The organism is Williamsia sp. z34 (genome assembly GCF_059553395.1).
The window spans coordinates 1-25,161 of sequence record NZ_JCANWW010000004.1; the positions used below are offsets into that span (position 1 = coordinate 1).

Below are 25,161 nucleotides of genomic sequence, written 5' to 3' on the forward strand. Positions count from 1 at the left end.
CCCGATGATGTGCCCTCAGTGTGACTCTTGTGTTGCCGCCTGAGCGGTGGTTGGGTCCTGGTCACCTGGTGTTTGGCTCTTGATGTGCCTGCCGGCATCGCATTGATGCGCATGTCTGGTCTTGCAAAAGTTATGCCAACACCAGGTGGGAAGGACCGGCCGATGTGGCTTGATAGGAGCGTGGCAACGCCCCCAACTGAGGATTGCCCACCGACCGGCCCAACCGTCCCTGGTCCCTGTTTCTGAAATCAGGAGGCAACCACCATGGTTGTAGTTGGAGTCGATGTACACAAGAGCTCACACACATTTGTTGCCGTCGATCCCGTCGGCAAAAAGCTAGGCCAACTCACCGCCCCGGCCACCACCGCCGGCCATCATGCCGCGATGCGATGGGCCCACACCCAGTTCGGTACCGACCTGCTCTGGGGCATCGAAGACTGCCGACAGATGTCGACCCGCCTCGAACGCGACCTACTCACCGCCGGCCAGACCGCCGTGCGGGTACCCACCAAAATGATGGCCCACACCCGTGCCTCGGCACGTACCCGCGGCAAATCAGATCCCATCGACGCTCTGGCCGTCGCGCGGGCAGTGCTGCGCGAACCGAACCTGCCCGCCGCCGGCGCCGACCCCCGATCCCGCGAGATACGTCTACTAGTCGATCGACGCGAAGTGTTTGTCGCACAACGCACCTCAACAATCAACCGACTGCTGTGGCGAGTCCATGAAATCAACCCCGCCTACGCCCCCAAACCACGCTCGCTGAGCATGCACAAACACCAACAGATCCTCGCCGCACAGCTGGCCACCGAGACCGGACTGCTGGCCGACATCGCCCGCGAAGAACTCGACGAGATCATCTCCCTGACCACCCGGATCAACACCACGGCCACCGAGATCGGCAAACGAGTCCGCGAACTGGTTCCCTCGCTACTACAGCTACCCGGCTGCGGGGAACTCACCGCAGCCAAAATCGTCGGCGAAACCGCCGGCATCGCCCGCTTCCACTCGGCCGACGCCTACGCCAACTACGCCGGCACCGCCCCCATCCCGGTCTGGTCCGGCAACACCGCCGGCCGCGTCCGGCTACCGCGCTGCGGCAACCGACAACTCACCACCGCCCTGCACCGCATCGCCCTGACCCAAACCCGACTCGAAGACAGCGACGGCTACACCTACTACCGCAAACGCCGCGCCGCCGGCGACTCCACCACCGCAGCCCTCCGAGCACTCCGACGCCGCCTGGTCCGCACCGTCTATCAACGCCTGATCACCGACACTGCGCCCCAACCACGAGCCATTCAGACCGCCGCCGCTTGACATAGGAGCAACTTTTGGCGAACAAACCCGCAGGTCGCGTACGCCAAAAGGGCACATCATCGGGGTTTGACAGTCAGTCTCCGCAGCAGCCCGCCGGAGCGATCGCGGCCCGGGTCTCCCGGGTGAGGGCATTGCGTTCGGCCAGCTTGCCATCGGGTGGATAGTCCACACCGATCAGGCTCAATCCACAGGCCGGCGCCACCGGGACCTCACTGGAACGCGCGCGTTGCTGCAACAGTCCGGCGCACCATGCCGCCGAGCGGCGACCTTCCCCGACGGTGGCGACCGCACCGACCAGTGATCGAACCATCGACCAGCAGAATGCATCCGCGCTCACCTGTGCGATCAGGACGCCGAAATCGTCACGCATCCAGGTGAACTGCTGAAGATCCCGGACGGTCGTGGCCCCTTCACGCCGCTTGCAGAAGGCGGCGAAGTCATTCAGTCCCAACAACGACGACGCAGCCTCTTCGAGAAGGTCGGCGTTGAGCGGCCGGTTCCACGCCGCGGTGGTACGAGCGACCACGGGTTCGGCGCCCCAGGGATCGTCGGTCAGGCGGTATTCGTAGTGGCGGCGCAGGGCGGAAAAGCGCGCGTCGAACTCCGCAGGCGCTTCTTCGACGTCCTTGACCCGCACATCCGTCGGCAGCATCTTGGCGAGCCGCCGAACGAGTTTGGCCGGATCCCCGTCGATCGACCGGGTGTTCAGGGCCGCTTCTGGCACATCGAAATGTGCCACTTGCCCGGTGGCGTGAACACCGGCGTCGGTGCGGCCGGCGACGGTGAGCGTCACCGGTTCGCGCAGCACGGTGCCGAGGGTCTGCTCGAGCACGCCACATACGGTCCGCTGACCGGGCTGACTGGCCCAACCGGCGAAATCGGTGCCGTCATAACCGATCTGCATCCGCAGCCGGACGAATGGCCCCTCGAAATGACGAGACCCGCCACCGGAAAATCCGGTGGCGGGCTCAGATATTGCCGACTCGTTCAGTCGACTACTTCTCGTCGGCCTTGGCATCAGCAGCGGTCGCAGCGGACGACTCGTCGTCGACTGCTTCGGCCACGGCCTGCGCGTTCTCGACCTCGGCCTCGGTGGCATCGGCTTCGACAGCCTCGACCACGTTGTCCTCGGTTGCGGCTTCGTCAGACTTCTTCTTCGAGGCCGCTGCGCGGGTGGCGCGATCGGCTTCCGACGAAGCGGTCTTGTCCCGGACCAGCTCGATCACTGCCATGGGGGCGTTGTCGCCCTTGCGCGGCAGGGTCTTGATGATGCGGGTGTAGCCGCCATCACGGTCCGCGTAGAACGGGCCGATCTCGGCGAACAGGGCATGCACGATGTCCTTGTTGCGGATGACCTTCAGCACCTCACGGCGGTGAGCCAGGTTACCGGCCTTGGCGTGCGTGATCAGCTTTTCCGCGTACGGGCGCAGACGCTTTGCCTTGGTCTCGGTGGTGGTGATCCGGCCGTGCTCGAAGAGCGAGGTGGCGAGGTTCGCCAACATCGCTTTCTGGTGCGAAGCCGACCCACCGAGGCGGGTACCCTTTGTGGGCTTGGGCATTTCGAACTCCTAGGGTTCGCTCTCGACCTCTCGGCCGTGAGCTGGGGGTCTTGTTAGAGCTGTTCGGTTTCTGCGAAATCCTCGCCGGCATCGGCGTCGGAGAAGGAAGTGTCATCGGTCCAGGTGCCGGTCGCGACGTCGTATCCGGCCACCTGGGACGGATCGAAGCTCGCGGGGCTGTCCTTGAGTGCCAGGCCGAGCGCGTGCAGCTTGACCTTGACCTCGTCGATGGACTTCTGGCCGAAGTTGCGGATGTCCAGCAGGTCCGATTCGGTCCGGGCCACCAGCTCGCCGACGGTGTGCACTCCCTCGCGCTTGAGGCAGTTGTACGACCGGACGGTGAGTTCGAGGTCCTCGATCGGAAGGCTGAACGACGCGATGTGATCGGCCTCGGCGGGCGAGGGTCCGATCTCCACACCTTCTGCTTCGATGTTGAGTTCACGGGCCAGACCGAACAGCTCTACGAGGGTCTTACCGGCCGAGGCCAGTGCGTCCCGCGCGGAGATCGAGTTCTTGGTTTCCACATCGAGAACGAGCCGATCGAAGTCGGTGCGCTGCTCGACGCGGGTGGCCTCCACCTTGTACGTGACCTTGAGAACCGGCGAGTAGATCGAGTCGACCGGGATACGGCCGATCTCGGCGCCGGACGCCTTGTTCTGGACGGCGGGGACGTAGCCGCGACCGCGCTCGACGACGAGCTCGATCTCCAACTTGCCCTTGTCGTTCAGGGTGGCGATGTGCAGGTCCGGGTTGTGCACGGTGACACCGGCCGGGGGCACGATGTCGGCACCGGTGACAGCACCGGGGCCCTGCTTGCGCACGTACATGGTGACCGGCTCGTCCTCTTCGGAGCTCACGACGAGGCCCTTGAGGTTCAGGATGATGTCGGTGACATCTTCCTTGACCCCGGGGACGGTGGTGAACTCGTGCAGGACTCCGTCGATCCGGATGCTGGTGACAGCGGCTCCGGGGATCGACGACAGCAGGGTACGGCGCAGCGAGTTGCCGAGCGTGTACCCGAAACCTGGCTCGAGCGGCTCGATGACGAACTTCGAGCGATCTCCCGAGATGATCTCTTCGGACAGTGTGGGTCGCTGTGAAATCAGCATTGAATCTTCTTCTCCTCTTGGACGCCCGCTATATGACGGCCGATTAGGTGCCGAATGTGCTGCCGGACATATGGATCCGACAACCGGCGATTACTTCGAGTAGAACTCGACGATGAGCTGCTCGGACAGGGGAACGTCGATCTGTGCGCGCTCGGGCTCCGAGTGCACCAGGATGCGCAGCGTGCCGGGCACGACCTGCAGCCAACCCGGGACCGGACGATCGCCCTGGATCTCCTTGGCGATCTGGAACGGAACAGTCTGCAGCGACTTCGGGCGGACATCGATGATGTCGTAGCGAGAGACGCGGTAGCTGGGCACGTCGACCTTCACACCGTTGACGGTGAGGTGGCCATGGCTGACCATCTGACGCGCCTGGCGACGGGTACGAGCGAGGCCGGCGCGGTAGACGACGTTGTCCAGACGGGTCTCGAGCAGGCGCAGCAGCTCGTCACCGGTCTTGCCATTACGACGGTTGGCCTCTGCGTAGTAGAGACGGAACTGCTTTTCCATGACGCCGTAGGTGAAGCGAGCCTTCTGCTTCTCCTGCAGCTGGAGCAGGTATTCGCTCTCCTTGATCCGCGCGCGACCATGCTGGCCGGGCGGGTAGGGGCGACGCTCGAACGCCTGGTCTCCGCCGACGAGGTCGACGCGCAGACGACGAGATTTACGGGTTGCGGGTCCGGTATAACGAGCCATTTTTTAAAGTCCTCTTCTTTCCGATTAGACCCGGCGCCGCTTGGGCGGGCGGCAGCCGTTGTGCGGCTGCGGGGTGACATCGGAAATGGTGCCGACCTCGAGGCCTGCGGCCTGGAGTGATCGGATTGCTGTCTCACGACCCGAACCCGGGCCCTTCACGAAGACGTCGACCTTCTTGACGCCGTGTTCCTGTGCCTTGCGGGCAGCGTTCTCGGCAGCGAGCTGCGCGGCGAACGGGGTGCTCTTACGCGAGCCCTTGAAACCGACATGGCCGGACGAAGCCCAGGCGATGACGTTTCCGGCAGGATCGGTGATCGAGACGATCGTGTTGTTGAACGTGCTCTTGATGTGCGCGCTGCCGTGCGGGACGTTCTTCTTCTCGCGACGACGAGTGCCCTTCTTGGGGCCGGCGCTACGTGACTTAGGAGGCATGGATTACTTCTTCTTCCCGGCGATGGTCTTCTTCGGGCCCTTACGGGTCCGAGCGTTGGTCTTGGTGCGCTGTCCGCGAACGGGCAGGCCACGACGGTGACGCAGACCCTGGTAGCAGCCGATTTCGATCTTGCGACGAATGTCGGCCTGCACCTCGCGACGCAGGTCACCTTCGACCTTGACCGAGGATTCGAGGTATTCACGAAGCTTCAGGACGTCTTCGTCGGTGAGGTCCTTGGCGCGCAGGTCGGCCGACAGGCCGGTGGCAGCAAGGATCTCCTTGGAGGTGGTACGACCAACTCCATAGATGTATGTGAGTGCGATCTCCAGGCGCTTTTCGCGCGGAAGATCAACACCAGCAACACGTGCCATGTGGCGTTTCCTTTGGTTCTCGGAGGTCTGCTCCCAATCCGTCCCCGACTCTTGCAGGGCCCCGGCCTCCGTGCCGGGGGTAGGCGGACTCCTGTGTGAGTCCGCTGGTGTTGAGAGGTCTTCTTTTGTTGCCTGTATGAAGTTGTGTCGCTCTTACAAGCGATCGGGTCGAAGTGCTGATCAGCCCTGACGCTGCTTGTGACGCAGGTTCTCGCAGATCACCATGACGCGGCCGTTCCGCCGAATCACCTTGCACTTCTCGCAGATCGGCTTGACGCTCGGTTTAACCTTCACGTCACTCTCTCCTTTGCCTGTGCTGATTCCGGCCTTGGCCGCTCAGCACGGATCTACTTCAAAGCACAGGGCACAGCCTTATAGCCGCACCCCAGCTGGTTGTCCTACCCGGAGGGGTCCGGGAAGTCTGTTGGGTCTTACTTGTATCGGTAAACGATCCGGCCGCGAGTCAGGTCGTAGGGCGAAAGCTCCACGACCACGCGGTCTTCCGGCAGGATACGGATGTAGTGCTGCCGCATCTTGCCGCTGATGTGGGCGAGTACCTTGTGGCCGTTCTCCAGCTCAATGCGGAACATCGCATTGGGCAGGGGTTCGACAACGCGGCCCTCCACCTCGATGGCGCCTTCTTTGGCCATAGCCTCCACGATTCTGGTGTGTTGACACACCTGAACAGTTGTCTTCGATTACCGTCATGACACGCACGTGACCCGGGCTCTTTCCGCGGCAGTCGGCAGGCGAATCGAGCTGGCTCTGCAATCTGGGCACAAAAACAATCCGGCGCGCGTGCGCACCGTTGATCAACATTACGCTGCCGCGCAGCTCAGGACAAATAAGCGTGTTCCCCGGCGGACCCGAGTGCGTCTGCAGCTCCCCCGATCGGCCCGATTCCGGTCTTGACGCGATCCTTCAGTTCAGTTTACGGTGACCGCACTCACGGATTGAAACGTTTCAAACTATCGATTGGCGACGGGCCCATGCAGCACGAACAACCGGAAACGGTGACCGAGACATCAGCAGACACTCCACGTCAGCGGGTGTGTTTCACCATGAACCTGCGGCCCGACCGCATCGACGACTACCTCGCCGCACACGAAGACGTCTGGCCGGAGATGCTCGACGCATTGCGCGAGACCGGTTGGTCCAACTACTCGCTGTTCCTTGCGCCCGGCACCGGACTGGTGGTCGGGTACGTCGAGACCGAGGACTTCGAGCGGGCGCGCGAACTGATGGCGCAGACCGCTGTGAACACCCGGTGGCAGGCCACCATGGCGCAGTACTTCGCCGATCCCACGGCCGGGCCCGACACCACCATGACCCAGCTCGACCACTACTTCCACCTCGCCTGATCGGTTTTCATCCGGACCGGATCCATCGGACGTGTCACATCCGGCACCCACCCGAGCACTTCGCCCGAGCCGGACCAATTACCCTGCGCCCACACCCCATGAGGAGAAACCATGCAACTCGGGGCCAAGAAGACCACCGGTTGGAAGGCAACGATCTCTGTTGCCATGTCCAACTACATCGAGGCGGGGTCGATCATCGCGATCGCCACCAGTCTCGGGTTCTGGCAAGACGAGTTCGGCATCAGCAACTTTGCTGTCGGCTTGCTGGCCGCACTGAGCGCGAACGCCTTCGGAGCCGCGGTCGGCGCGGCCATCGGCGGCCCGCTGTGTGATCGCTACGGACGTAAGGCGATCTACACCTACGACCTGATGGTCTACATGGTCGGCGTGCTGATCGCGGCCTTCGCCTTCAACTTCGGCATGCTGATGATCGCGTTCGTGATCACCGGCCTGGCGGTCGGCGCCGGCGTTCCGGCGTCGTGGACCTACATCGCCGAGCAGGCACCTTCGGGCGAGCGGGCCAAACATGTCGGCACCGCACAGCTGGCCTGGTCGGTCGGCCCCCTGATCGGCTTCGCCCTGGCCGCCGCACTCGCACCGCTGGAGTTGCTCGGGTCGCGACTGATCTTCCTGCACCTGTTCGTGGTGGCCGCAGTGGTCTGGTGGATTCGCCAGGGCCTGACCGAGTCGAAGCTCTGGACCGAGGACAACCTGGAGACCGCCGGCGCGAACACCGGCTCGACACCGGCACCGGTCGCCACCTCCGGAGGCGCAGGTCTGCGTGGCCTGTTCTCCAAGAAGGTGAACATCACCGCGTTGTTGGTGCTCATCGGCATCTACGGCTTCTGGAACACCGTTGCCGGGCAGGCCGGCATCTTCATGCCGCGCGTCTACGAGACCGCCGGCCTCGACAGCGAGGTCCAGCAGAACCTGCTCCAGGTCCTGGTCTGGGGCATGACCGTGCTGTCCACCTACTTCGTGTTCATGCGCCTGGCCGACCACATGTCGCAGCGGCTGCTGTTCGCCCTCGGCGCGATCCCCGGCATCTTCGCCTGGGGCGTGTTGGTGATGTTCACCGACGGCGGCATGACGACCATGCTCATCTTCGCGATCTGCTGGGGTATCTCCAGCGGCGTCGGGGCGCAGGCCTTCTACAGCCTGTGGGCCAGCGAGCTGTTCGCCACCCCGTACCGCGCCAGTGCGCAGGGCGTCATGTTCTTCGCGGTCCGTACGGCCACCGGTGCGCTGAGCTACTTCTTCCCCACCCTGCTGGCGGCAGTCGGGCTCGGCTGGGTCGGACTCCTGCTGATCACCTGCCTGACCATCGCGATGATCATCGGCGTCATCTGGGCCCCCGACACCCGCGGCAAGGAACTCAAGGACATCGAGATCGAGCGGTACGGGCGGCCGATCAGCCCCGAACTCGTCACCACAACCACCCTCACACAAACAACCGGCACCGCTGGGAGCAATTGATATGAAAAACTTTGACGCCGCCAGAATTGAAACGTTTCAGAATCTGGCCATCGAGCTGCCCTCCTGGGCATTCGGCAACTCCGGGACCCGGTTCAAGGTCTTCGGAACCCCCGGCACCCCGCGCACCGTGCAGGAAAAGATCGCCGACGCCGCCACCGTCCACCGCTTCACCGGCCTGGCCCCGACCGTCGCACTGCACATCCCGTGGGATCTGGTCGACGACTTCGGTGCGCTGCGCCGCTACGCCGAGGATCAGGGTGTGGGCCTGGGCACGATCAACTCCAACACCTTCCAGGACGACGACTACAAGTTCGGCAGCCTGACCCACACCGACAAGGCCATCCGACAGAAGGCCATCGACCACCACCTCGCCTGCATCGAGGTCATGAACCAGACCGGCTCGCGTGACCTCAAGATCTGGCTCGCCGACGGCACCAACTACCCCGGCCAGGGCGACATCCGCGGCCGCCAGGACCGGCTCGCCGAATCGCTGTCGACGATCTACCAGCACATCGGCGACGAGCAGCGGATGGTGCTCGAGTACAAGTTCTTCGAACCGGCCGTCTACATGACCGACGTCCCGGACTGGGGCACGTCCTACGCACAGGTCAGCGCACTCGGCGAGCGGGCGCTGGTCTGCCTCGACACCGGCCACCACGCCCCCGGGACCAACATCGAGTTCATCGTCGCCCAGCTCCTGCGGCTGGGAAAGCTCGGTTCGTTCGACTTCAACTCGCGCTTCTACGCCGACGACGACCTGATCGTCGGAGCCGCTGATCCGTTCCAGCTCTTCCGCATCATGTTCGAGGTGATCCGGGGCGGTGGGCTGGCCCCCGGTTCGCCCGTCGCGCTGATGCTCGATCAGTGCCACAACGTCGAGGAGAAGATCCCGGGCCAGATCCGTTCGGTGCTCAACGTGCAGGAGATGACGGCCCGCGCACTGCTCATCGACACCGATGCACTGACCGCCGCACAGGAAGCCGGCGATGTGCTCGGCGCCAATGGCATCTTCATGGACGCGTTCTACACCGATGTCCGCCCCGAGCTCGCACTGTGGCGCGCCGAGCGCGGCCTGCCCGCGGACCCCATGGCCGCATACGCCGAGTCGGGTCACCGGGAGAAGATCGTCGCCGAGCGCGTCGGTGGAACCCAATCCTCCTGGGGCGCTTGATTTTCGCCTGAGGGTTTTTCAGTTTTCAGTTTCTGTTTTCTCGATATCTGTAAGGAATGCAATGACCAACCCCACCGTCAAACAACTCATCGAACGTTCCAACCGGCTCGGCGCCGATCCCAAGAACACGAACTACGCGGGCGGCAACACCTCCGCCAAGGGCGTCGACCGTGATCCGGTCACCGGAGCGGACGTCGATCTGATGTGGGTGAAGGGTTCGGGTGGCGATCTCGGAACCCTCACCGAGAGCGGACTCGCGGTGCTGCGCCTGGACCGCCTGCGGGCCCTGGTCGACGTGTACCCGGGCCTCGATCGCGAAGACGAGATGGTGGCCGCCTTCGACTACACCCTCCATGGCCGCGGTGGTGCCGCCCCATCGATCGACACCGCCATGCACGGACTGGTCGATGCCGCGCACGTCGACCACCTGCATCCCGATTCCGGTATCGCACTGGCGACCGCCGCCGACGGCGAGGCGATCACCGCGAAGATCTTCGGCGATCGGGTGATCTGGGTTCCGTGGCGTCGCCCCGGCTTCCAGCTCGGCCTCGACATCTCCGAGGTCAAGAAGCAGAACCCGCAGGCCATCGGCTGCATCCTCGGTGGCCACGGCATCACCGCGTGGGGCGAGACGTCCGACGAGGCCGAGGCCAACTCACTCGAGATCATCAAGGCCGCAGAGGACTACCTCGCCGTCAACGGCAAGCCGGCGCCGTTCGGGCCTCCGCTGCCCGGTTTCGGTCCGCTGAGTCCGGCCGAGCGGGCGGCCAAGGCCGCCGCCCTCGCACCCACGTTGCGTGGACTGGCCTCGACCGACAACCCCCAGGTCGGGCACTTCGACGACTCCGATCCGGTGCTCGAGTTCCTCGCCTCCGCCGAACATCCCCGGCTCACATCACTCGGAACGTCCTGCCCGGACCACTTCTTGCGCACCAAGGTCAAGCCGATGGTGCTCGATCTGCCAGCCGACGCCTCGATCGAGGACTGCATCGCCCGCCTGAAGGAACTGCACGAGTCCTACCGGGCCGACTACACCGCCTACTACAACCGTCACGCGACGCCGGACTCCCCCGCGATGCGCGGCGCCGATCCGGCCGTCATCCTCATCCCGGGCGTCGGCATGTTCAGCTACGGCAAGAACAAGCAGACCGCCCGCGTGGCCGGTGAGTTCTACCTCAACGCGATCAACGTGATGCGCGGAGCCGAGTCCGTCTCGACCTACCGGCCCATCGACGAGGCCGAGAAGTTCAACATCGAGTACTGGGCCCTGGAAGAGGCCAAGCTCGCCCGGATGCCCAAGCCCAAGCCGCTGGCCACCCGCATCGCGCTGGTGACCGGCGCCGCCTCGGGTATCGGCAAGGCCATCGCCAACCGCCTGGCTGCCGAGGGTGCCTGCGTCGTCATCGCCGACCTCGACGAGGACAAGGCCAAGGCCGCCGCCGCGGAGATCGGATCGACCGACGTGGCGATCGGCGTGCGCGCCGACGTGACCGACGAAACCCAGGTGCAGGCCGCGGTCGACGCCTGCGTGCTGGCCTTCGGCGGTATCGACCTGGTGGTCAACAACGCCGGCCTGTCGCTGTCGAAGTCACTTCTGGAAACCAGTGCAGCCGACTGGGATCTGCAGCACAACGTGATGGCCCGTGGCTCGTTCCTGGTGTCGAAGGCCGCGGCCAAGGCCCTCATCGATCAGAAGATGGGCGGCGACATCCTCTACATCTCGTCGAAGAACTCGGTGTTCGCCGGGCCGAACAACATCGCCTACTCGGCCACCAAGGCCGATCAGGCACATCAGGTTCGTCTGCTGGCCGCCGAGCTCGGCGAGCACGGGATCAAGGTCAACGGCATCAACCCCGACGGCGTCGTCCGCGGCTCGGGCATCTTCGCCGGCGGCTGGGGCGCCAAGCGCGCCGCGGTCTACGGCGTGCCGGAAGAGGAATTGGGCGAGTTCTACGCACAGCGCACCCTGCTCAAGCGGGAAGTGCTGCCGGAGAACATCGCCAACGCCGCGTTCGTGCTCTGCAGCTCCGACATGTCGCACACCACCGGACTGCACGTCCCGGTCGACGCCGGTGTCGCCGCGGCATTCCTGCGATGAGTTCTGCAACCCGGCCCCGGAAGCTGGCGGCGGTCGATCTCGGCGCCACCAGCGGCCGGGTGATGCTCGCCGAGGTCGGCCCGGATCTGCTGCAGATCCGGGAGGTGACCCGATTCGCCAACGGTCCGCTCTCGATCTGGGACGGCCGTCGCAGCGCGCTGCACTGGGACGTCCCCGGGCTCTTCGCGCACATCCGCGACGGGCTCGCCGCAGCCGGTCGCGAGGCGGGCGAGCTCGCCGCGATCGGCATCGATTCCTGGGCGGTCGACTACGGACTGCTTCGCGACGGACGCCTGCTGGGACTTCCGTACCACTATCGCGATGACCGGAACAACGGCGGCGTCTCGGCGGTACACAGTGCCATCGACCCGGCGGATCTGTACGCCCGCAACGGATTGCAGTTCCTGCCCTTCAACACCGTCTATCAGCTGATGGCCGAGAAGCAGGCCGGGACCCTGGAGCTCGCCGATCGGGCTCTACTGGTCCCCGACCTGATCGGGTACTGGCTGACCGGCGAGATGGCCACCGAACGCACCAATGCCTCGACCACCGGACTGCTCGGTGCCGACGGGCAGTGGGACGACGAACTGCACCGCATCCTCGGATTGCCGACGGACCTGTTCCCCGGTCTGATCGAACCCGGAACCGGGCTCGGCCGGCTGTTGCCGGACATCGCGTCCGGGCTGGGTCTGTCCTCGTCGGTGTCGGTCAATGCCGTCGCCTCGCACGACACCGCCTCCGCCGTGGTCGCGGTGCCGATGCGACCGGAGTCCTCGGCGTACATCTCGTGTGGCACCTGGGGCCTGGTCGGGGTCGAATTGACCTCGCGGGTCACCGACCCCGCGGCCCGGGTCGCGAACTTCACCAACGAGGTCGGGGCCGACGGCCGGATCCGGTTCCTGCGGAACGTGATGGGTCTGTGGCTGCTGAGCGAGTCGGTCCGGCAATGGGAACGCTCCGGCGCCACCATCGACCTCGCAGAGCTGCTCGATCAGGCCGCCGCCGCCAGACCACCGGCAGAACTCTTCGACACCGACGACCCCGAGTTCCTCTCCCCCGGCGACATGCCGGCCCGGATCGCACGGTGGTACACCGCCCGCGGGCTTCCCGCACCGGCGGATCCGGCGACGATGGTCCGCGCCATCCTCGAGAGCCTCGCCGGCGCGTTCGCCCGGCGGGTGCAGGAGGCGGCAGAGCTGTCGGGGACCCCGGTCCAGACCGTCCACCTCGTGGGCGGCGGTGCCCGCAACCGGCTGCTGTGCCAGCTCACCGCAGACCGGCTCGGTATGCCGGTCCTCGCCGGACCCGTCGAGGCGACGGCGATCGGTAATGTCCTGATCACCGCCCGGGCCCAGCAATTGATCGCCGACGACCTCGAGAGCGCACGCGCGATGGTCGCCGCAACCTTCCCACCAGAGCGATACCAGCCACGTCCGACCGGCCGGCATCGCAACGATTTCGTAGGGGTATCACGATGAAACGGCAGCTCCCCAAGGTCCACGACCTGGCGCCACTGATGAAGTTCAAGAAGCCCGAGATCAATGCCAAGAAGCGTCGGCTCGATGCGGCACTGACCATCGAGGACCTGCGCAAGATCGCCAAGCGGCGGACCCCGCGCCCGGCCTTCGACTACACCGACGGATCGGCGGAGGCGGAGATCTCGATCAGCCGCGCCCGCCAGGCCTTCAACGACATCCAGTTCAACCCGGCGATCCTGCGTGACGTCTCGAAGGTGAACACCGGCTGGGACGTCTTCGGAGCCCCGGTGGCCATGCCGTTCGGTATTGCGCCCACCGGTTTCACCCGGATGATGCAGACCGAAGGCGAAATCGCCGGTGCCCGCGCGGCGGCCAAGGCCGGGATCCCCTTCTCGCTCTCGACGATGGGCACCGCGTCCATCGAAGACGTCAAGGCCGCCAACCCGAACGGCCGCAACTGGTTCCAGCTCTACATGTGGAAAGAGCGCGAGCGCTCGATGGCGCTGGTCGAGCGGGCCGCCGCCGCGGGCTACGACACCCTGCTGGTGACCGTCGACGTCCCGGTCGCGGGCGCACGTCTGCGCGACAAGCGCAACGGCATGTCCATCCCGCCGGCACTGACACCGGGCACCGTCATCAACGCGCTGCCCCGCCCGCAGTGGTGGATCGACTTCCTCACCACCGAACCCCTGGCATTCGCCTCGCTCGACCGCTGGTCGGGCACGGTGGCCGAACTCCTCGACACGATGTTCGACCCGACCGTCACCTTCTCCGATCTCGCGTGGATCCGCGACCAGTGGCCGGGCAAGGTCGTGGTCAAGGGCATCCAGACCGTGGCCGACGCCAAAGCGGTCGTCGATCTCGGTGTCGACGGCATCGTGTTGTCCAACCACGGTGGCCGCCAGCTCGACCGGGCACCGATCCCGTTCCACCTGCTCCCGGAGGTTGCGAAGGAGGTCGGCAAGGACACCGAGATCGTGCTCGACACCGGGATCATGTCCGGTGCCGACATCGTCGCGTCGATCGCACTCGGGGCCCGGTTCACCCTGATCGGCCGGGCCTACCTGTACGGCCTGATGGCCGGCGGTGAGGCAGGCGTGGATCGCGCCATCGAGATCCTCTCCGAGCAGATCGAGCGCACCATGCGACTGCTGGGTGTGAACGCTCTCGAAGAGCTGACACCGGCACACGTCACACAGCTGACCCGCCTGGCGCCCCGCGCGGTGAACACCGAACGCGGCTGAACCCGCGTTAGCCTGTCCCCCTGGACCCCTTGCTCCGTGGACCCCGCCCGTCACCTGGTGACTGCGGGTCCGCGGTGTCAGGGTTGGAGAGAGAAAGAAGGCGAGCCATGGCGGTGAGCATGCGCGAGGTGGCGGCCAGCGCCGCCGTGTCCATCGGCACCGTCTCGAATGTGCTGAACTCGCCCGACAAGGTCGCCCCGGCGACCGTCGAACGGGTACACAAGGCGATCGCCGAACTCGGGTTCGTCCGCAACGACGCCGCCCGCCAGCTCAAGGCCGGCCGGTCGCGCTGTGTGGGATTGATCGTCCTGGATGTGGGCAACCCGTTCTTCACCGACTTGGCCCGGTCCGCCGAACGACAGGCGTCGGACAACAATTTGACGCTGCTGCTCGGTACCTCGGACGACGACGCGGATCGTGAACACACCTACCTCGAAACCTTCGACGAGCAACGGGTTTTCGGGGTTCTGGTCTCCCCGGTCGGCGATGATCTGAGCCGTCTCGAAGCGCTGCAACAGCGAGGTACGCCCGTGGTCCTGGTCGACCGCAACGGCGAGCAGACACCTTTTCCCTCGGTGTCGGTCGACGACGTCGCAGGCGGCGCCCTGGCCTGTGGCCACCTGTGCGACACCGGGCGGCGACGGATCGCGTTCGTCGGCGGCCCACCGGCGATCCGCCAGGTCGCCGACCGCCTGCAGGGCGCGCGTGAGGCCATCGAACGCGTGCCCGGCGCCACCCTCGAGGTCATCGAGACCCCTTCGCTCAGCGTCCTGGCCGGACGAGCCGCCGGTGAGGAGATCCGCAGACGACCCGTCGCCGAACGGCCCGACGCCATCTTCTGCGCCAACGACCTGCTCGCCATGGGCGTCCTGCAGGCCTTGACGATGCTCGCCGACGTCTCGGTGCCCGGCGACATCGCCCTGATCGGGTACGACGACATCGACTTCGCCGAGGCCGCGGTGGTACCCCTGTCGTCGATCAGCCAGCCGTCGCGGCAGCTCGGTTCCAGTGCCATCGATCTGTTGGTCGGCGAGACCACCCGGCGACCGCACGACCCGCCCAGGCACGTGCGCTTCCAGCCGCGGTTGGTCGTCCGGGCGTCCACCGCCCCCGCCTGACCTCCCTCGACCGTGCCCAAAACGCCGTCGACCGTGCCCTAAACGCCGTTGACCGTGCCGAAGTTGCCGGGTGGTTTCGAGCACCGTGCAATTTCGGCCCGCTCGACGGTGATTTCGGCCCGCTCGACGGTGATTTCGGCCCGCTCGACGGATTGGGCGCGTCGGCGCCGGCAACCCTCTGTGGCGATCGGTCCCAACGTGCAACACTCGTGGTCAGATGTGAAGCCGGTCACCAGGGAGATGAGCCATGGCGCAGGAGAAGACCACCTACTGCCGGATCTGTGAGCCACTGTGCGGGATGATCGCGACCGTCGAGGACGGTCGGCTGCTGTCCCTGCGCCCGGACCCGGACAACCCCCTGTCGAAGGGGTTCGCCTGCCCCAAGGGCATCGCGTTCAGCGAGATCGTCAACGACCCCGACCGCGTCCTGCATCCTCTTCGGAAGAACGCCCGCGGCGAGTTCGAGCAGGTCTCCTGGGACACCGCGATGGGTGAGATCACCACGAAACTCTCTGGCATCCACCGCCGCGACGGCTCGTCGTCGATCGGCTGGTATTTCGGCAACCCGGCAACCTTCAGTGCCGGTCACGTCATGTGGGCGGGCATGTTCCTCAACCTGCTGGGTACGCCTCACATCTATTCGGCCGGCTCACAGGACGTGAACAACCGTTTCGCCGCCAGCCATTTCCTGTACGGCAACCCGCTCACCGCGCCGATCCCCGACATCAACCGGGTGCAGTTCCTCGTCATCATCGGCGCCAATCCCGTTGTCTCCCACGGCAGTGTGATGAGCTCGCCGCGCATCAGGGAAGGCCTGACCGCGATCACCAAACGCGGCGGCCGGGTGCTGGTCATCGACCCTCGGCGAACCGAAACCGCCCGCGAGTTCGAGTGGGCGCCCATCGTGCCCGACACCGACGCGCTCCTGCTTCTCTCCCTCCTGCACGTCATGTTCGAGGAACATCTCGCGGACGACGATCGGCTGGCCGCCCGGAGCACCGGTCTGGCGACGATCAGGGATGTGGCACAGGCATATTCGCCGGAGAGCACCGCAGAGCACACCGGCATCGACGCCGAGGTGGTCCGCGGGATCGCCCGCGATCTGGTGTCGACCGAGCGGGCCGCGGTGTACGGCCGGATCGGCACCTCACTCGGTCGCACCGGGACCCTGACCACCGCGCTGCTCGACATCGTGAACCTGGTGGCGGGCAACCTCGACGAGGTCGGCGGGTCGATGTTCGGCGATCTCGGCATCCCCGGACAGCGCCTGGGTGTGGCAGCGCTGCAGCGTGTTCCGCGGTTCGCCTGGTCGGGCCGACGGAGCCGGATCGGCGACCTGCCACAGATACTCGGGACCGCTCCGGCGTCGGTGATGGCGAAGGAGATGACGACCCCCGGGCCCGGACAACTCAAGGCGATGTTCATCAGCGCCGGCAACCCGGTGCTCTCGGTGCCCAACGGCGATGAGTTGAGCACGGCGCTCGACGGGCTGGAACTGTTTGTCTCACTGGACATCTACCAGAACGAGACCAACGCGCACGCCGACTACATCCTGCCGGCGACGACCATGTACGAGCGGTCGGACTTCCTGCTGCCGTTCCAGGCGTTGTTCACCACACCGTTCAAGCAGGCCACCGGGGCGGTCATCGCGCCACGCGGGCAGGCCCGCGAAGAGTGGGTGATCATCAACGAACTGGTTGCCGCACTGGCCACCCGGGTCCCGCTGCTCGGTGCGCTGCACCTGTTCAACCGCCTCACCACCCGTATCGGCAAGCCCTTGACGCCGGATCGACTGTCGGATCTGCTCATCCGGGTCGGCACCGGCGGCGATCGTTTCGGACTGCGCAGGGCGGGCCTGAACCTGCACCGGCTGGTCACGGGGTTCCCGCACGGCAAGATCGTCGCCGAACATCTCGAACCGGGACAACTCCGCGGGATCATCACCCACAGAAGCCGCAAGATCCGGGTGGACGCACCCGAATTGATCGCCGAACTCGACCGCCTCGACCACACCCCGGACCCAGCGTTCCCGCTGCGCCTCATCGGCATGCGGGAGATCCGCTCGGAGAACAGCTGGCAGCACAACGCGCCCCTGCTCCTGCGCGGCGGCCGCACCCACGCGGCCAGGATGCATCCGGTTGACGCCCAGGCCCGCGACATCGCCGAGGGCGAACTCGTCACGGTCCGCTCCCGTCACGGTCAGATAGCGCTGCCCGTCATGCTGACCGACGACATCAAGCCCGGCGTTGTTGCGATACCGCATGGTTGGGGCCACAACGGCACCGGTGGCTGGACTCAGGCGAACGCCGCGTCCGCCAATGACCTGGGGAGCGGAGGCGCGAACGTCAACGCCCTGATCTCGTCCGACCCCGACGACCTCGAACGGCTGGCCGGCATGGCGAACATGACCGGCGTGCCCATCGAGGTCCGGGCCCTGGACACGTCCGTTCGCGCGCGTTCGGCCACGCAGACCGCGGAACCGGCCGCGGTCAGATCAACTGGCTGAGGATCTCGACGATATCGACGTCCCCGAGGACCTGGATGGCCACGTGGTCGGCACCCCGACCGAGGTGGGCGTCGAGTTTCTCGCGGACGACCTCGGCGGTGCCGTGGGCCACGAGTTCATCGATCAACGCGTCCGAGCCCCCATCGGCGATATCGGCATCGGTGTATCCGAAACGCTTGAGGTTGTTGGTGTAGTTCTGCAGGTGAAGGTACGGCTGGTCGACGTACGGACGACCGACTGAACGGGCCAGTTGCGCGTCCTCGGTCAACACGACCTTGTGTTCCGGGGCGAGGAACTTGTCGGGGCCCAGGATCTTCCTGGCGTACTCGGTGTGGGCCGGTGGCACCAGATAGGGGTGGGACCCCAGTGAACGTTCCGCGGCCAGGCGCAGCATGCGCGGTCCGAGTGCGGCGATCACCCGGCGGTCGACCGGCACACCACCTTGGTCGAGCACGTCGAGGTAGGCAACGAGCGACTCATAAGGACTCTTGTATTCGGAGACGGCCTCCGGGTGACTGACCCCGATGCCGAGTAGGAAGCGGCCGGGGAAATCGTCCTCGAGCGCGCTGAACTGCTCCGCGATCTGGGCCGGGTCGGTATTCCAGATGTTGACGATCCCAGTGGCCACCTGGATCGAATCCGTGGCCTCGAGCACCCTCCGCGCCGGAGTCAGAGACGGGGGCGAACCTCCCAGCCAGATCGTGCCGTATCCCAGCTTCTCGATCTGTTGCGCCTGCTCCGGCGACAACGCCGAGAACCCCACCCATACACCGTGCGTTCCAAAATCGGTCATCCGTCAATTCAACCCGACGCACCCGCCGCAACCTTCCGTCGGGCGTCATTCAATTGCCGCCAATGACCTCAGCGGGCTTCAAACCGGCAGGCGACGAACGTAATGTCGCACCCATGCGGACTGCCGTGGCTCTGGTCGCCATCTCGATCGCGCTGATCTGTGGTTGCGCCACGCAGAACCCCGACCCCGACCGTCCGACGAGATCGAGTACACCCGCGGCAGCCACCGAGGTCCGCGCGATCAACCCGTTCGGGCCCCACCGCGACGGCATGCTCGTCGCCGGATACAGCACCCACGACGTCGCAACCCTGGCTCCGCTGGAGTGCTTCACCGATATCAGCGGAGGCTACCGGTGCTCCGAGACCCCGGACGGGCTCCGGTTCTGCTGGCAGGCCGCCGAGAACACCGCCGCCTGTCTCGCCGATCCCCGCGACCGGGAGCTGGGCACGATGGGCGCCACGTTCACGATGATGTCCGACGTCAGCCCCTACATCCCCGCCGGACTCGACCTCGCCGACGATTCCCGATGCACCCTCGGCCGCAACCCGATGGCCGTGGCCACCGGCGATGTCCGCTATGTGCACGTCTACGGCTGCACCGGAGGCCCGACCAAAGGCGTCTACACCGAGCCGCTACCCGGAATCGGCAATCCGGTCCGAGACGTCATCGATACCTCGACCGGACCGTGGACGGTGCAAGGCGGAGACGAGAGCGCTCCCACCGGACCGGTCGAGGTCGTCGTCGCCTATCAACTCGCCACTGATTGAATTGACCGGGTGAAAGCAATCTTGCAACGCGTCACCGCCGCGTCGGTCAGCGTCGATGGCGAAACGGTGGGGGCTCTGCCATTGAGCGACGGCGCACAGGGGTTGGTCGCGCTGATCGGCGTCACCCACGACGACACCGATGCCAAGGCCGCCACGCTCGCCGAAAAGATCTGGCGCCTGCGCATCTTGGACGGCGAACGCTCCGCAGCCGACGTCGGGGCACCGATCCTGGCGATCAGCCAGTTCACGCTGTACGCCAACACCGCCAAGGGTCGGCGACCATCGTGGAATGCGGCCGCGCCCGGGCCCGTTGCGGAACCGCTTGTCGAGCAGGTCATCTCCGGGCTACGGGCGTTGGGCGCGCACGTTGAAACGGGACGCTTCGGCGCCCATATGCAGGTGGCACTGGTCAACGACGGTCCGGTCACCATCGCCCTCGAGGTGTAGGTGCCCAGAACGCCGGGCGCTACGGCCGGGTGGTGAGAATCCGCGGTCCGTCGCCGGTCACCACAACGGTGTGTTCCCAGTGCGAAGCCCGGCTCCCGTCGTCGGTGACGACGGTCCAATCATCTTCGAGCACAGTGGTATCCACCGTTCCCAGCGACAACATCGGCTCGATGGCCAGCGTCGAACCGATCACCAGAACCGGTCCACGTCCTGGTTTGCCCTCGTTCGCCAGGAACGGATCGAGGTGCATCTCGCGCCCGATTCCGTGACCGCCGTAGCCGTCGACGATCCCGAACTCGCGCCCGAACTTCTTCTCCGCGGCGCGGGTGGCGGTTTCGATCGCGTGGGAGATGTCGGTGAGACGACCTCCCTCGACCATCGCCGCGATGCCCGCATCGAGAGCCAGTCGGGTGGCCTCGTTCAGATCGGAGTCGGCCTGGGACAACTCACCGATCCCGAAGGTCCAGGCGGAATCGCCGTGCCACCCGTCGAGGATCGCACCACAGTCGATCGAGACGAGATCGTGTTCGGCCAGCACAACGTCTTTCGACGGGATGCCGTGCACCACGACCTCGTTCACCGAACTGCAGATCGACCCGGTGAACCCGTGGTACCCGAGGAACGACGGGACCGCTCCGGCGTCACGGATGACGGCCTCGGCGATCTCGTCGAGCTCAAGGGTCGTCACACCGGGTTTGGCAGCCTCGCGGACCGCCACCAGGGCGCGTCCGACGATAGCGCCGGCGGCCGCCATGGCGTCCACCTCACCGGCACTGCGGAATGGGACCGGTTTCGGTTTACGAAACCCCATGATCACCTTCTGATTCGTGTTGACCGTGAGATCGGGGCACCACCGGTACTGCGATCAGGCACCAAGGGCGCGCAGCACCCGCTGATGCACTTCGTTCACGTCACCCATGGCGTCGATCGTCTTGACCGCATTGCCGTAGTACTCACGCAACGGCGACGTCTCTTTTTCGTAGACGCGCATGCGGTTGCGGATGACCTCTTCGGTGTCGTCGGCGCGGCCGCGGGCCAGCATCCGTTTGACGACGACGTCCTCGTCGACGCTGAACGACAGCACGGCGTCGAGCTTGGTGTCGAGATCGGAGAGGATCCCGGTCAGCGCGTCGGCCTGCTCGGTCGACCGCGGGAACCCGTCGAGGATGAAACCCTTCGCCGCATCCGGCTCCGCCACCCGTGCCCGCACCATGTCGACGGTGATCTGCGACGGTACGAGATTGCCGGCGTCGAGGTACTTCTTGGCCTCGAGGCCGATCGGAGTCCCCTGTGAAATATTCGCGCGGAACAGATCTCCGGTCGAGATGTGCGGGATACCAATGCTCTCCGAGAGCAGTTCGGCCTGTGTACCCTTGCCGGCTCCGGGCGGGCCGAGAAACACCAGTCTCACTTGAGGAACCCTTCATACTTGCGCTGCATGAGCTGCGAATTGATCTGTTTGACGGTGTCCAAACCGACGCCGACCATAATCAGCACCGCGGTACCGCCAAACGGAATGTTCTGGACACCACCCGAGTTGCCGATCTCCAGGAAGAGGTTCGGCAGAACGGCGATGATGCCCAGGTAGATGGATCCGGGCAGGGTGATCCGGCTCAACACGTAGCCGAGGTAGTCGGCAGTGGGCTGACCCGGACGGATGCCCGGAATGAAGCCGCCGTACTTCTTCATCTCGTCCGCACGTTCCTGTGGGTTGAACGTGACCGCCACATAGAAGTACGTGAAGAAGATGATCATCAGGAAGTAGACGAGGATGTAGACCGGGTTGCTCGGGTCCACCAGGTATGTCTGGATCTGACGCTGCCACCACGAAGGCTCTTCGGTCTGGCTCTGCGTCAGCTGCAGGATCAGGTTGGGCAGGTACAACAGCGACGACGCGAAGATCACCGGGATGACGCCGGCCTGGTTGACCTTCAACGGCAGGTAGGTCGACGAACCGCCGTACATCTTCCGTCCGACCATGCGTTTGGCGTACTGCACCGGGATGCGGCGCTGGCCCTGCTCGATGAAGACGACACCGGCGACGATCGCCAACGCGGCCAGGATCACCAGGAAGAACACCAGGCCGCCACGGGTGTCGAGGATGGTCTTGCCCTCGGACGGGATACGTGCGGCGATACCGGCGAAGATCATCAGCGACATACCGTTGCCGATGCCGCGCTCGGTGATCAGCTCACCGAACCACATCACCACACAGGCGCCGGCCGTCATGACCAGCACGATGATGAGAAGCCCGAAGATCGACTGGTCGTTCAGGATTTGATCGCTGTTCGAACAGTCGGGCAGCAGATTGCCCCGCGATGCCAGGGCGACGATGCCCGTGGACTGCAGGAGCGCCAGCGCCACCGTGAGGTAACGCGTGTACTGCGTCATCTTGGCCTGACCGGACTGGCCTTCCTTGCGCAACTGCTCGAAGCGCGGGATGACCACGGTCAACAGCTGCACGATGATGCTCGCGGTGATGAACGGCATGATGCCGATCGCGAACACGGACAGCTGGAGCAGAGCTCCACCGGAGAACATGTTGATCAGCGAGTAGATGCCCGCGGAATCTCCACGCGAGACATCGTCCAGACACTGCTGGATCTCTTGATAGTCGACGCCGGGCGACGGAATGGTCGCACCGAGACGATAAAGGATGATGATTCCCAGAACGAAGAGAATCTTCCGCCTCAGGTCGGGTGTCCTGAAGGCCGATATGACGGCGGAACGCACTAACTCCTCCTGGGCAAAGTCGCTCCGGCAGCAGCGTTGCACCGGGCTACGAACAACTCTTGAACTCTAACAGTCACCGGTTCGGGGAACCGAGCGGTGACCACTGAAGTGACGAACGGCGCGGCAATGATGTCCGCGCCGTCCGCCACTGTAGCGAGTCCGGGTGGTCGATGGACTACGGCTGCCTTACAGGACAGTCGTCGTACCGCCGGCAGCAGCGATTTTCTCGCTGGCCGACGACGAGAACTTGTTGGCGCTGACCTGCACGGCCACCGACAATTCGCCCTCTCCGAGCACCTTCACCAGTTCGTTCTTACGAACCGCGCCCTTGGCGACCAACTCTTCGACACCGATGGTGCCCCCTTCGGGGAACAACCGGGCGATGTCGTCGAGATTGACAACCTGGTACTCGACCCGGTTGCGGTTCTTGAAGCCCTTGAGCTTCGGCAGCCGCATGTGAATGGGCATCTGCCCACCCTCGAAGCCGGCCGGCACGTTCTTGCGTGCCTTGGTGCCCTTGGTGCCGCGACCCGCGGTCTTACCCTTGGAGCCTTCACCACGACCCACGCGGGTCTTTTCTGTCTTCGACCCCGGTGCGGGGCGAAGATGATGCAATTTGATTGTCATTGTGACTAAACCTCTTCGACGGTCACGAGGTGCCGGACCGCTTTGATCAAGCCGCGGTTCTGGGCATTGTCCTCGCGGGTGACGGTCTGGCGGATCTTTCGGAGACCGAGGGTCCGCAGGCTGTCACGCTGATTGCTCTTCTGCCCGATGGTGCTTTTCACCTGGGTGATCTTCAACTCGGCCATATCAAGCTCCCTGTCCTGCTCGGGCGCGCAACATACCGGCCGGGGCGACATCCTCGATCGGCAGACCGCGACGTGCGGCAACCTCTTCGGGGCGCTGCAGCATCTTGAGAGCTGCAACGGTCGCGTGGACCACGTTGATGGCGTTGTCCGAACCGAGGCTCTTGCCGAGGATGTCGTGGACACCCGCGCACTCGAGCACGGCACGCACCGCGCCACCGGCGATCACACCGGTACCGGGGCTGGCCGGACGCAGCATCACAACACCGGCAGCGGCTTCGCCCTGCACGGGGTGGGTGATGGTCGCGCCGATCATCGGGACGCGGAAGAAGCTCTTACGAGCCTCCTCGACACCCTTCTGGATCGCGGCCGGAACCTCTTTGGCCTTGCCGTAGCCGACACCGACCAGTCCGTTGCCGTCACCGACGACCACGAGAGCGGTGAAGGAGAACCGACGTCCACCCTTGACCACCTTCGAGACGCGGTTGATGGCAACCACACGCTCTAGTTGATTCTTGTCTTCCCGGCCGCCACCGCGCTGGTTGTCGCGACGGTCACGGTTGCCGCCGCCACCGCGGCGGTCGCCGCCCGCGTTGTTGGCGTTCGGGTCATTGCTGTTACTTCCGGCGGGTCCGCTTCCGGTACCGCCATCACGCCGCTGACGTCCCGGCATCAGATGGTCCTTCCATTGCAAATCGTTGTGGTCGACATCAGAACTCGAGCCCTCCCTCACGGGCGGCGTCCGCCAACGCGGCGATACGGCCGTGGTAGCCGTGGCCACCATGGTCGAACACCACGGCCTGCACACCGGCAGCCTTGGCGCGGGCGGCGATCAGTTCGCCGACCTTCTTGCTCTGTGCCGACTTGTCGCCACCGGTCGCGCGGACATCGGCCTCGATGGTCGAGGCTGCGGCCACGGTGTTACCGGCGAGATCGTCGATGAGCTGCACGTGGATGTGACGTGAGCTCCGCTTGACCACCAGGCGAGGACGCTCAGGGGTGCCGCTGATCTTCTTACGCAGCCGGAAGTGACGGCGTGCGTTGGAGACCCGACGACGGGTCGATGCGTCTTTACCGAGGGGAACGCGCTTGGGCTTTCCCGCAGTTTTAGTCACTGTTGCTTCACTCATGTCACTTACCCGTCTTTCCGACCTTGCGACGGATCTGCTCACCCTCGAAGCGGACGCCCTTACCCTTGTACGGGTCGGGACGGCGCAGGCGGCGGATGTTCGCCGAGATCTGTCCGACTTGTTGCTTGTCGATTCCCGAAACCGAGAATTTGGTGGGCGATTCCACCGTGAAAGTGATGCCGGCAGGCGCCTTGATCGGCACCGGGTGGCTGTATCCGAGCGCGAACTCGAGGTCGCTGCCCTTCAGTGCCACACGGTAACCAACACCGAAGATCTCCATCTTGCGGACATATCCCTCGGTGACACCGGTGACCAGGTTGGCCACCAGGGTGCGGCTCAGGCCGTGCAGTGCACGGTTGCGGCGCTCGTCGTTGGGACGGGTGACAACAATGGTCCCCTCCTCAACGGCGACAGCGATCGGCTCCGAGATCGTCACCGACAACTGCCCCTTGGGGCCCTTGACGTTGACGATCTGGCCGTCGATCTTCACGTCTACTCCGGCCGGAATTGCGACCGGGTTCTTTCCAATACGCGACATAGTT

The 25,161-nt window shown here is 65.1% G+C and carries 28 protein-coding genes; 11 read left to right on the forward strand and 17 right to left on the reverse strand.

Annotation, left to right across the window (positions count from 1 at the left end; translation table 11 throughout):
- Positions 1-264 precede the first annotated feature (264 nt).
- On the forward strand, positions 265-1,320 hold the full coding sequence (locus AC51GT_RS11445) for an IS110 family RNA-guided transposase (protein ID WP_496323328.1): 1,056 nt from the start codon (positions 265-267) through the stop codon (positions 1,318-1,320).
- A gap of 73 nt (positions 1,321-1,393) precedes the next feature.
- Here AC51GT_RS11445 and truA read toward each other — a convergent pair whose 3' ends face one another.
- From truA to infA, 8 genes are all read right to left on the reverse strand, one after another.
- On the reverse strand, positions 1,394-2,338 hold the full coding sequence (truA, locus tag AC51GT_RS11450) for a tRNA pseudouridine(38-40) synthase TruA (RefSeq protein ID WP_496323327.1): 945 nt from the start codon (positions 2,336-2,338) through the stop codon (positions 1,394-1,396).
- On the reverse strand, positions 2,316-2,879 hold the full coding sequence (rplQ, locus tag AC51GT_RS11455) for a 50S ribosomal protein L17 (RefSeq protein ID WP_496323326.1): 564 nt from the start codon (positions 2,877-2,879) through the stop codon (positions 2,316-2,318). The genes truA and rplQ overlap by 23 nt, the downstream gene beginning before the upstream one ends.
- A gap of 53 nt (positions 2,880-2,932) precedes the next feature.
- Positions 2,933-3,988 (reverse strand): DNA-directed RNA polymerase subunit alpha, encoded by a 1,056-nt coding sequence (locus AC51GT_RS11460; protein WP_020109366.1) that lies wholly within the window; start codon positions 3,986-3,988, stop codon positions 2,933-2,935.
- A 90-nt stretch (positions 3,989-4,078) separates the two neighbouring features.
- The gene (gene rpsD / locus AC51GT_RS11465; RefSeq protein WP_496323325.1) at positions 4,079-4,684 is read right to left on the reverse strand and encodes a 30S ribosomal protein S4; all 606 of its coding nucleotides are present in this window, start codon (positions 4,682-4,684) and stop codon (positions 4,079-4,081) included.
- 24 nt (positions 4,685-4,708) lie between these two features.
- Positions 4,709-5,116, reverse strand: coding sequence for a 30S ribosomal protein S11 (gene rpsK / locus AC51GT_RS11470; RefSeq protein WP_023955919.1), 408 nt, complete (start codon positions 5,114-5,116; stop codon positions 4,709-4,711).
- 3 nt (positions 5,117-5,119) lie between these two features.
- Complete coding sequence (rpsM, locus tag AC51GT_RS11475; RefSeq protein ID WP_482135384.1) at positions 5,120-5,488, reverse strand: 30S ribosomal protein S13; 369 nt, start codon at positions 5,486-5,488, stop codon at positions 5,120-5,122.
- A 180-nt stretch (positions 5,489-5,668) separates the two neighbouring features.
- The gene (gene rpmJ, locus AC51GT_RS11480; RefSeq protein ID WP_026917227.1) at positions 5,669-5,782 is read right to left on the reverse strand and encodes a 50S ribosomal protein L36; all 114 of its coding nucleotides are present in this window, start codon (positions 5,780-5,782) and stop codon (positions 5,669-5,671) included.
- A gap of 137 nt (positions 5,783-5,919) precedes the next feature.
- Complete coding sequence (gene infA / locus AC51GT_RS11485) at positions 5,920-6,138, reverse strand: translation initiation factor IF-1 (RefSeq protein WP_020109371.1); 219 nt, start codon at positions 6,136-6,138, stop codon at positions 5,920-5,922.
- A 339-nt stretch (positions 6,139-6,477) separates the two neighbouring features.
- On the opposite strand from infA, the gene AC51GT_RS11490 reads away from it, so the two are divergent.
- The 8 genes from AC51GT_RS11490 (at position 6,478) to AC51GT_RS11525 (ending at position 17,940) form a co-directional block, all read left to right on the forward strand.
- Positions 6,478-6,849 carry an L-rhamnose mutarotase gene (locus AC51GT_RS11490; RefSeq protein ID WP_496323324.1) on the forward strand — a complete coding sequence of 124 codons (372 nt, stop codon included), beginning with the start codon at positions 6,478-6,480 and terminating at the stop codon, positions 6,847-6,849.
- A 111-nt stretch (positions 6,850-6,960) separates the two neighbouring features.
- Entirely contained in the window at positions 6,961-8,325 is a 1,365-nt protein-coding gene (locus AC51GT_RS11495; RefSeq protein ID WP_496323323.1) for an MFS transporter, read from the forward strand.
- A 1-nt stretch (position 8,326) separates the two neighbouring features.
- Entirely contained in the window at positions 8,327-9,496 is a 1,170-nt protein-coding gene (rhaI, locus tag AC51GT_RS11500; protein ID WP_496328833.1) for an L-rhamnose isomerase, read from the forward strand.
- A 61-nt stretch (positions 9,497-9,557) separates the two neighbouring features.
- The gene (locus tag AC51GT_RS11505; RefSeq protein WP_496328834.1) at positions 9,558-11,594 is read left to right on the forward strand and encodes a bifunctional aldolase/short-chain dehydrogenase; all 2,037 of its coding nucleotides are present in this window, start codon (positions 9,558-9,560) and stop codon (positions 11,592-11,594) included.
- Positions 11,591-13,072 carry a rhamnulokinase gene (locus AC51GT_RS11510; RefSeq protein WP_496328835.1) on the forward strand — a complete coding sequence of 494 codons (1,482 nt, stop codon included), beginning with the start codon at positions 11,591-11,593 and terminating at the stop codon, positions 13,070-13,072. The genes AC51GT_RS11505 and AC51GT_RS11510 overlap by 4 nt, the downstream gene beginning before the upstream one ends.
- Positions 13,069-14,316 (forward strand): alpha-hydroxy acid oxidase, encoded by a 1,248-nt coding sequence (locus AC51GT_RS11515; RefSeq protein ID WP_496323319.1) that lies wholly within the window; start codon positions 13,069-13,071, stop codon positions 14,314-14,316. The genes AC51GT_RS11510 and AC51GT_RS11515 overlap by 4 nt, the downstream gene beginning before the upstream one ends.
- A gap of 107 nt (positions 14,317-14,423) precedes the next feature.
- Positions 14,424-15,434 carry a LacI family DNA-binding transcriptional regulator gene (locus AC51GT_RS11520; RefSeq protein WP_496323318.1) on the forward strand — a complete coding sequence of 337 codons (1,011 nt, stop codon included), beginning with the start codon at positions 14,424-14,426 and terminating at the stop codon, positions 15,432-15,434.
- A gap of 247 nt (positions 15,435-15,681) precedes the next feature.
- Complete coding sequence (locus AC51GT_RS11525) at positions 15,682-17,940, forward strand: molybdopterin-containing oxidoreductase family protein (protein WP_496328836.1); 2,259 nt, start codon at positions 15,682-15,684, stop codon at positions 17,938-17,940.
- Here the strand turns inward: AC51GT_RS11525 and AC51GT_RS11530 are convergent.
- Entirely contained in the window at positions 17,924-18,733 is an 810-nt protein-coding gene (locus AC51GT_RS11530) for an LLM class F420-dependent oxidoreductase (protein ID WP_496328837.1), read from the reverse strand. The two genes, AC51GT_RS11525 and AC51GT_RS11530, sit on opposite strands and share 17 nt — an antisense overlap.
- Before the next feature lie 113 nt (positions 18,734-18,846).
- On the opposite strand from AC51GT_RS11530, the gene AC51GT_RS11535 reads away from it, so the two are divergent.
- Both AC51GT_RS11535 and dtd read left to right on the forward strand, forming a co-directional pair.
- A complete protein-coding gene (locus tag AC51GT_RS11535) occupies positions 18,847-19,500 on the forward strand; it encodes a hypothetical protein (RefSeq protein ID WP_496328838.1) in 654 nt (217 codons plus the stop codon).
- Between the two features lie 9 nt (positions 19,501-19,509).
- Positions 19,510-19,947, forward strand: a complete 438-nt coding sequence (gene dtd / locus AC51GT_RS11540) for a D-aminoacyl-tRNA deacylase (RefSeq protein WP_496328839.1) — start codon at positions 19,510-19,512, stop codon at positions 19,945-19,947.
- Positions 19,948-19,966: 19 nt separating this feature from the next.
- Here the strand turns inward: dtd and map are convergent, their stop codons facing one another.
- The 8 genes from map to rplF form a co-directional block, all read right to left on the reverse strand.
- Complete coding sequence (map, locus tag AC51GT_RS11545; RefSeq protein WP_496328840.1) at positions 19,967-20,758, reverse strand: type I methionyl aminopeptidase; 792 nt, start codon at positions 20,756-20,758, stop codon at positions 19,967-19,969.
- 54 nt (positions 20,759-20,812) lie between these two features.
- A complete protein-coding gene (locus tag AC51GT_RS11550) occupies positions 20,813-21,358 on the reverse strand; it encodes an adenylate kinase (RefSeq protein ID WP_496328841.1) in 546 nt (181 codons plus the stop codon).
- Complete coding sequence (gene secY / locus AC51GT_RS11555; protein WP_496323310.1) at positions 21,355-22,680, reverse strand: preprotein translocase subunit SecY; 1,326 nt, start codon at positions 22,678-22,680, stop codon at positions 21,355-21,357. Before secY ends, AC51GT_RS11550 begins: the two co-directional genes overlap by 4 nt.
- A 186-nt stretch (positions 22,681-22,866) precedes the next feature.
- Positions 22,867-23,307 (reverse strand): 50S ribosomal protein L15, encoded by a 441-nt coding sequence (gene rplO, locus AC51GT_RS11560; protein WP_496323309.1) that lies wholly within the window; start codon positions 23,305-23,307, stop codon positions 22,867-22,869.
- A gap of 5 nt (positions 23,308-23,312) precedes the next feature.
- A complete protein-coding gene (gene rpmD / locus AC51GT_RS11565) occupies positions 23,313-23,492 on the reverse strand; it encodes a 50S ribosomal protein L30 (RefSeq protein ID WP_084835423.1) in 180 nt (59 codons plus the stop codon).
- 1 nt (position 23,493) lies between these two features.
- Positions 23,494-24,162, reverse strand: coding sequence for a 30S ribosomal protein S5 (gene rpsE, locus AC51GT_RS11570; protein WP_496323308.1), 669 nt, complete (start codon positions 24,160-24,162; stop codon positions 23,494-23,496).
- A 37-nt stretch (positions 24,163-24,199) separates the two neighbouring features.
- Positions 24,200-24,619 carry a 50S ribosomal protein L18 gene (gene rplR, locus AC51GT_RS11575; protein WP_496323307.1) on the reverse strand — a complete coding sequence of 140 codons (420 nt, stop codon included), beginning with the start codon at positions 24,617-24,619 and terminating at the stop codon, positions 24,200-24,202.
- Position 24,620: 1 nt separating this feature from the next.
- Positions 24,621-25,157, reverse strand: coding sequence for a 50S ribosomal protein L6 (gene rplF, locus AC51GT_RS11580; protein WP_496323306.1), 537 nt, complete (start codon positions 25,155-25,157; stop codon positions 24,621-24,623).
- Between the last annotated feature and the right edge of the window lie 4 nt (positions 25,158-25,161).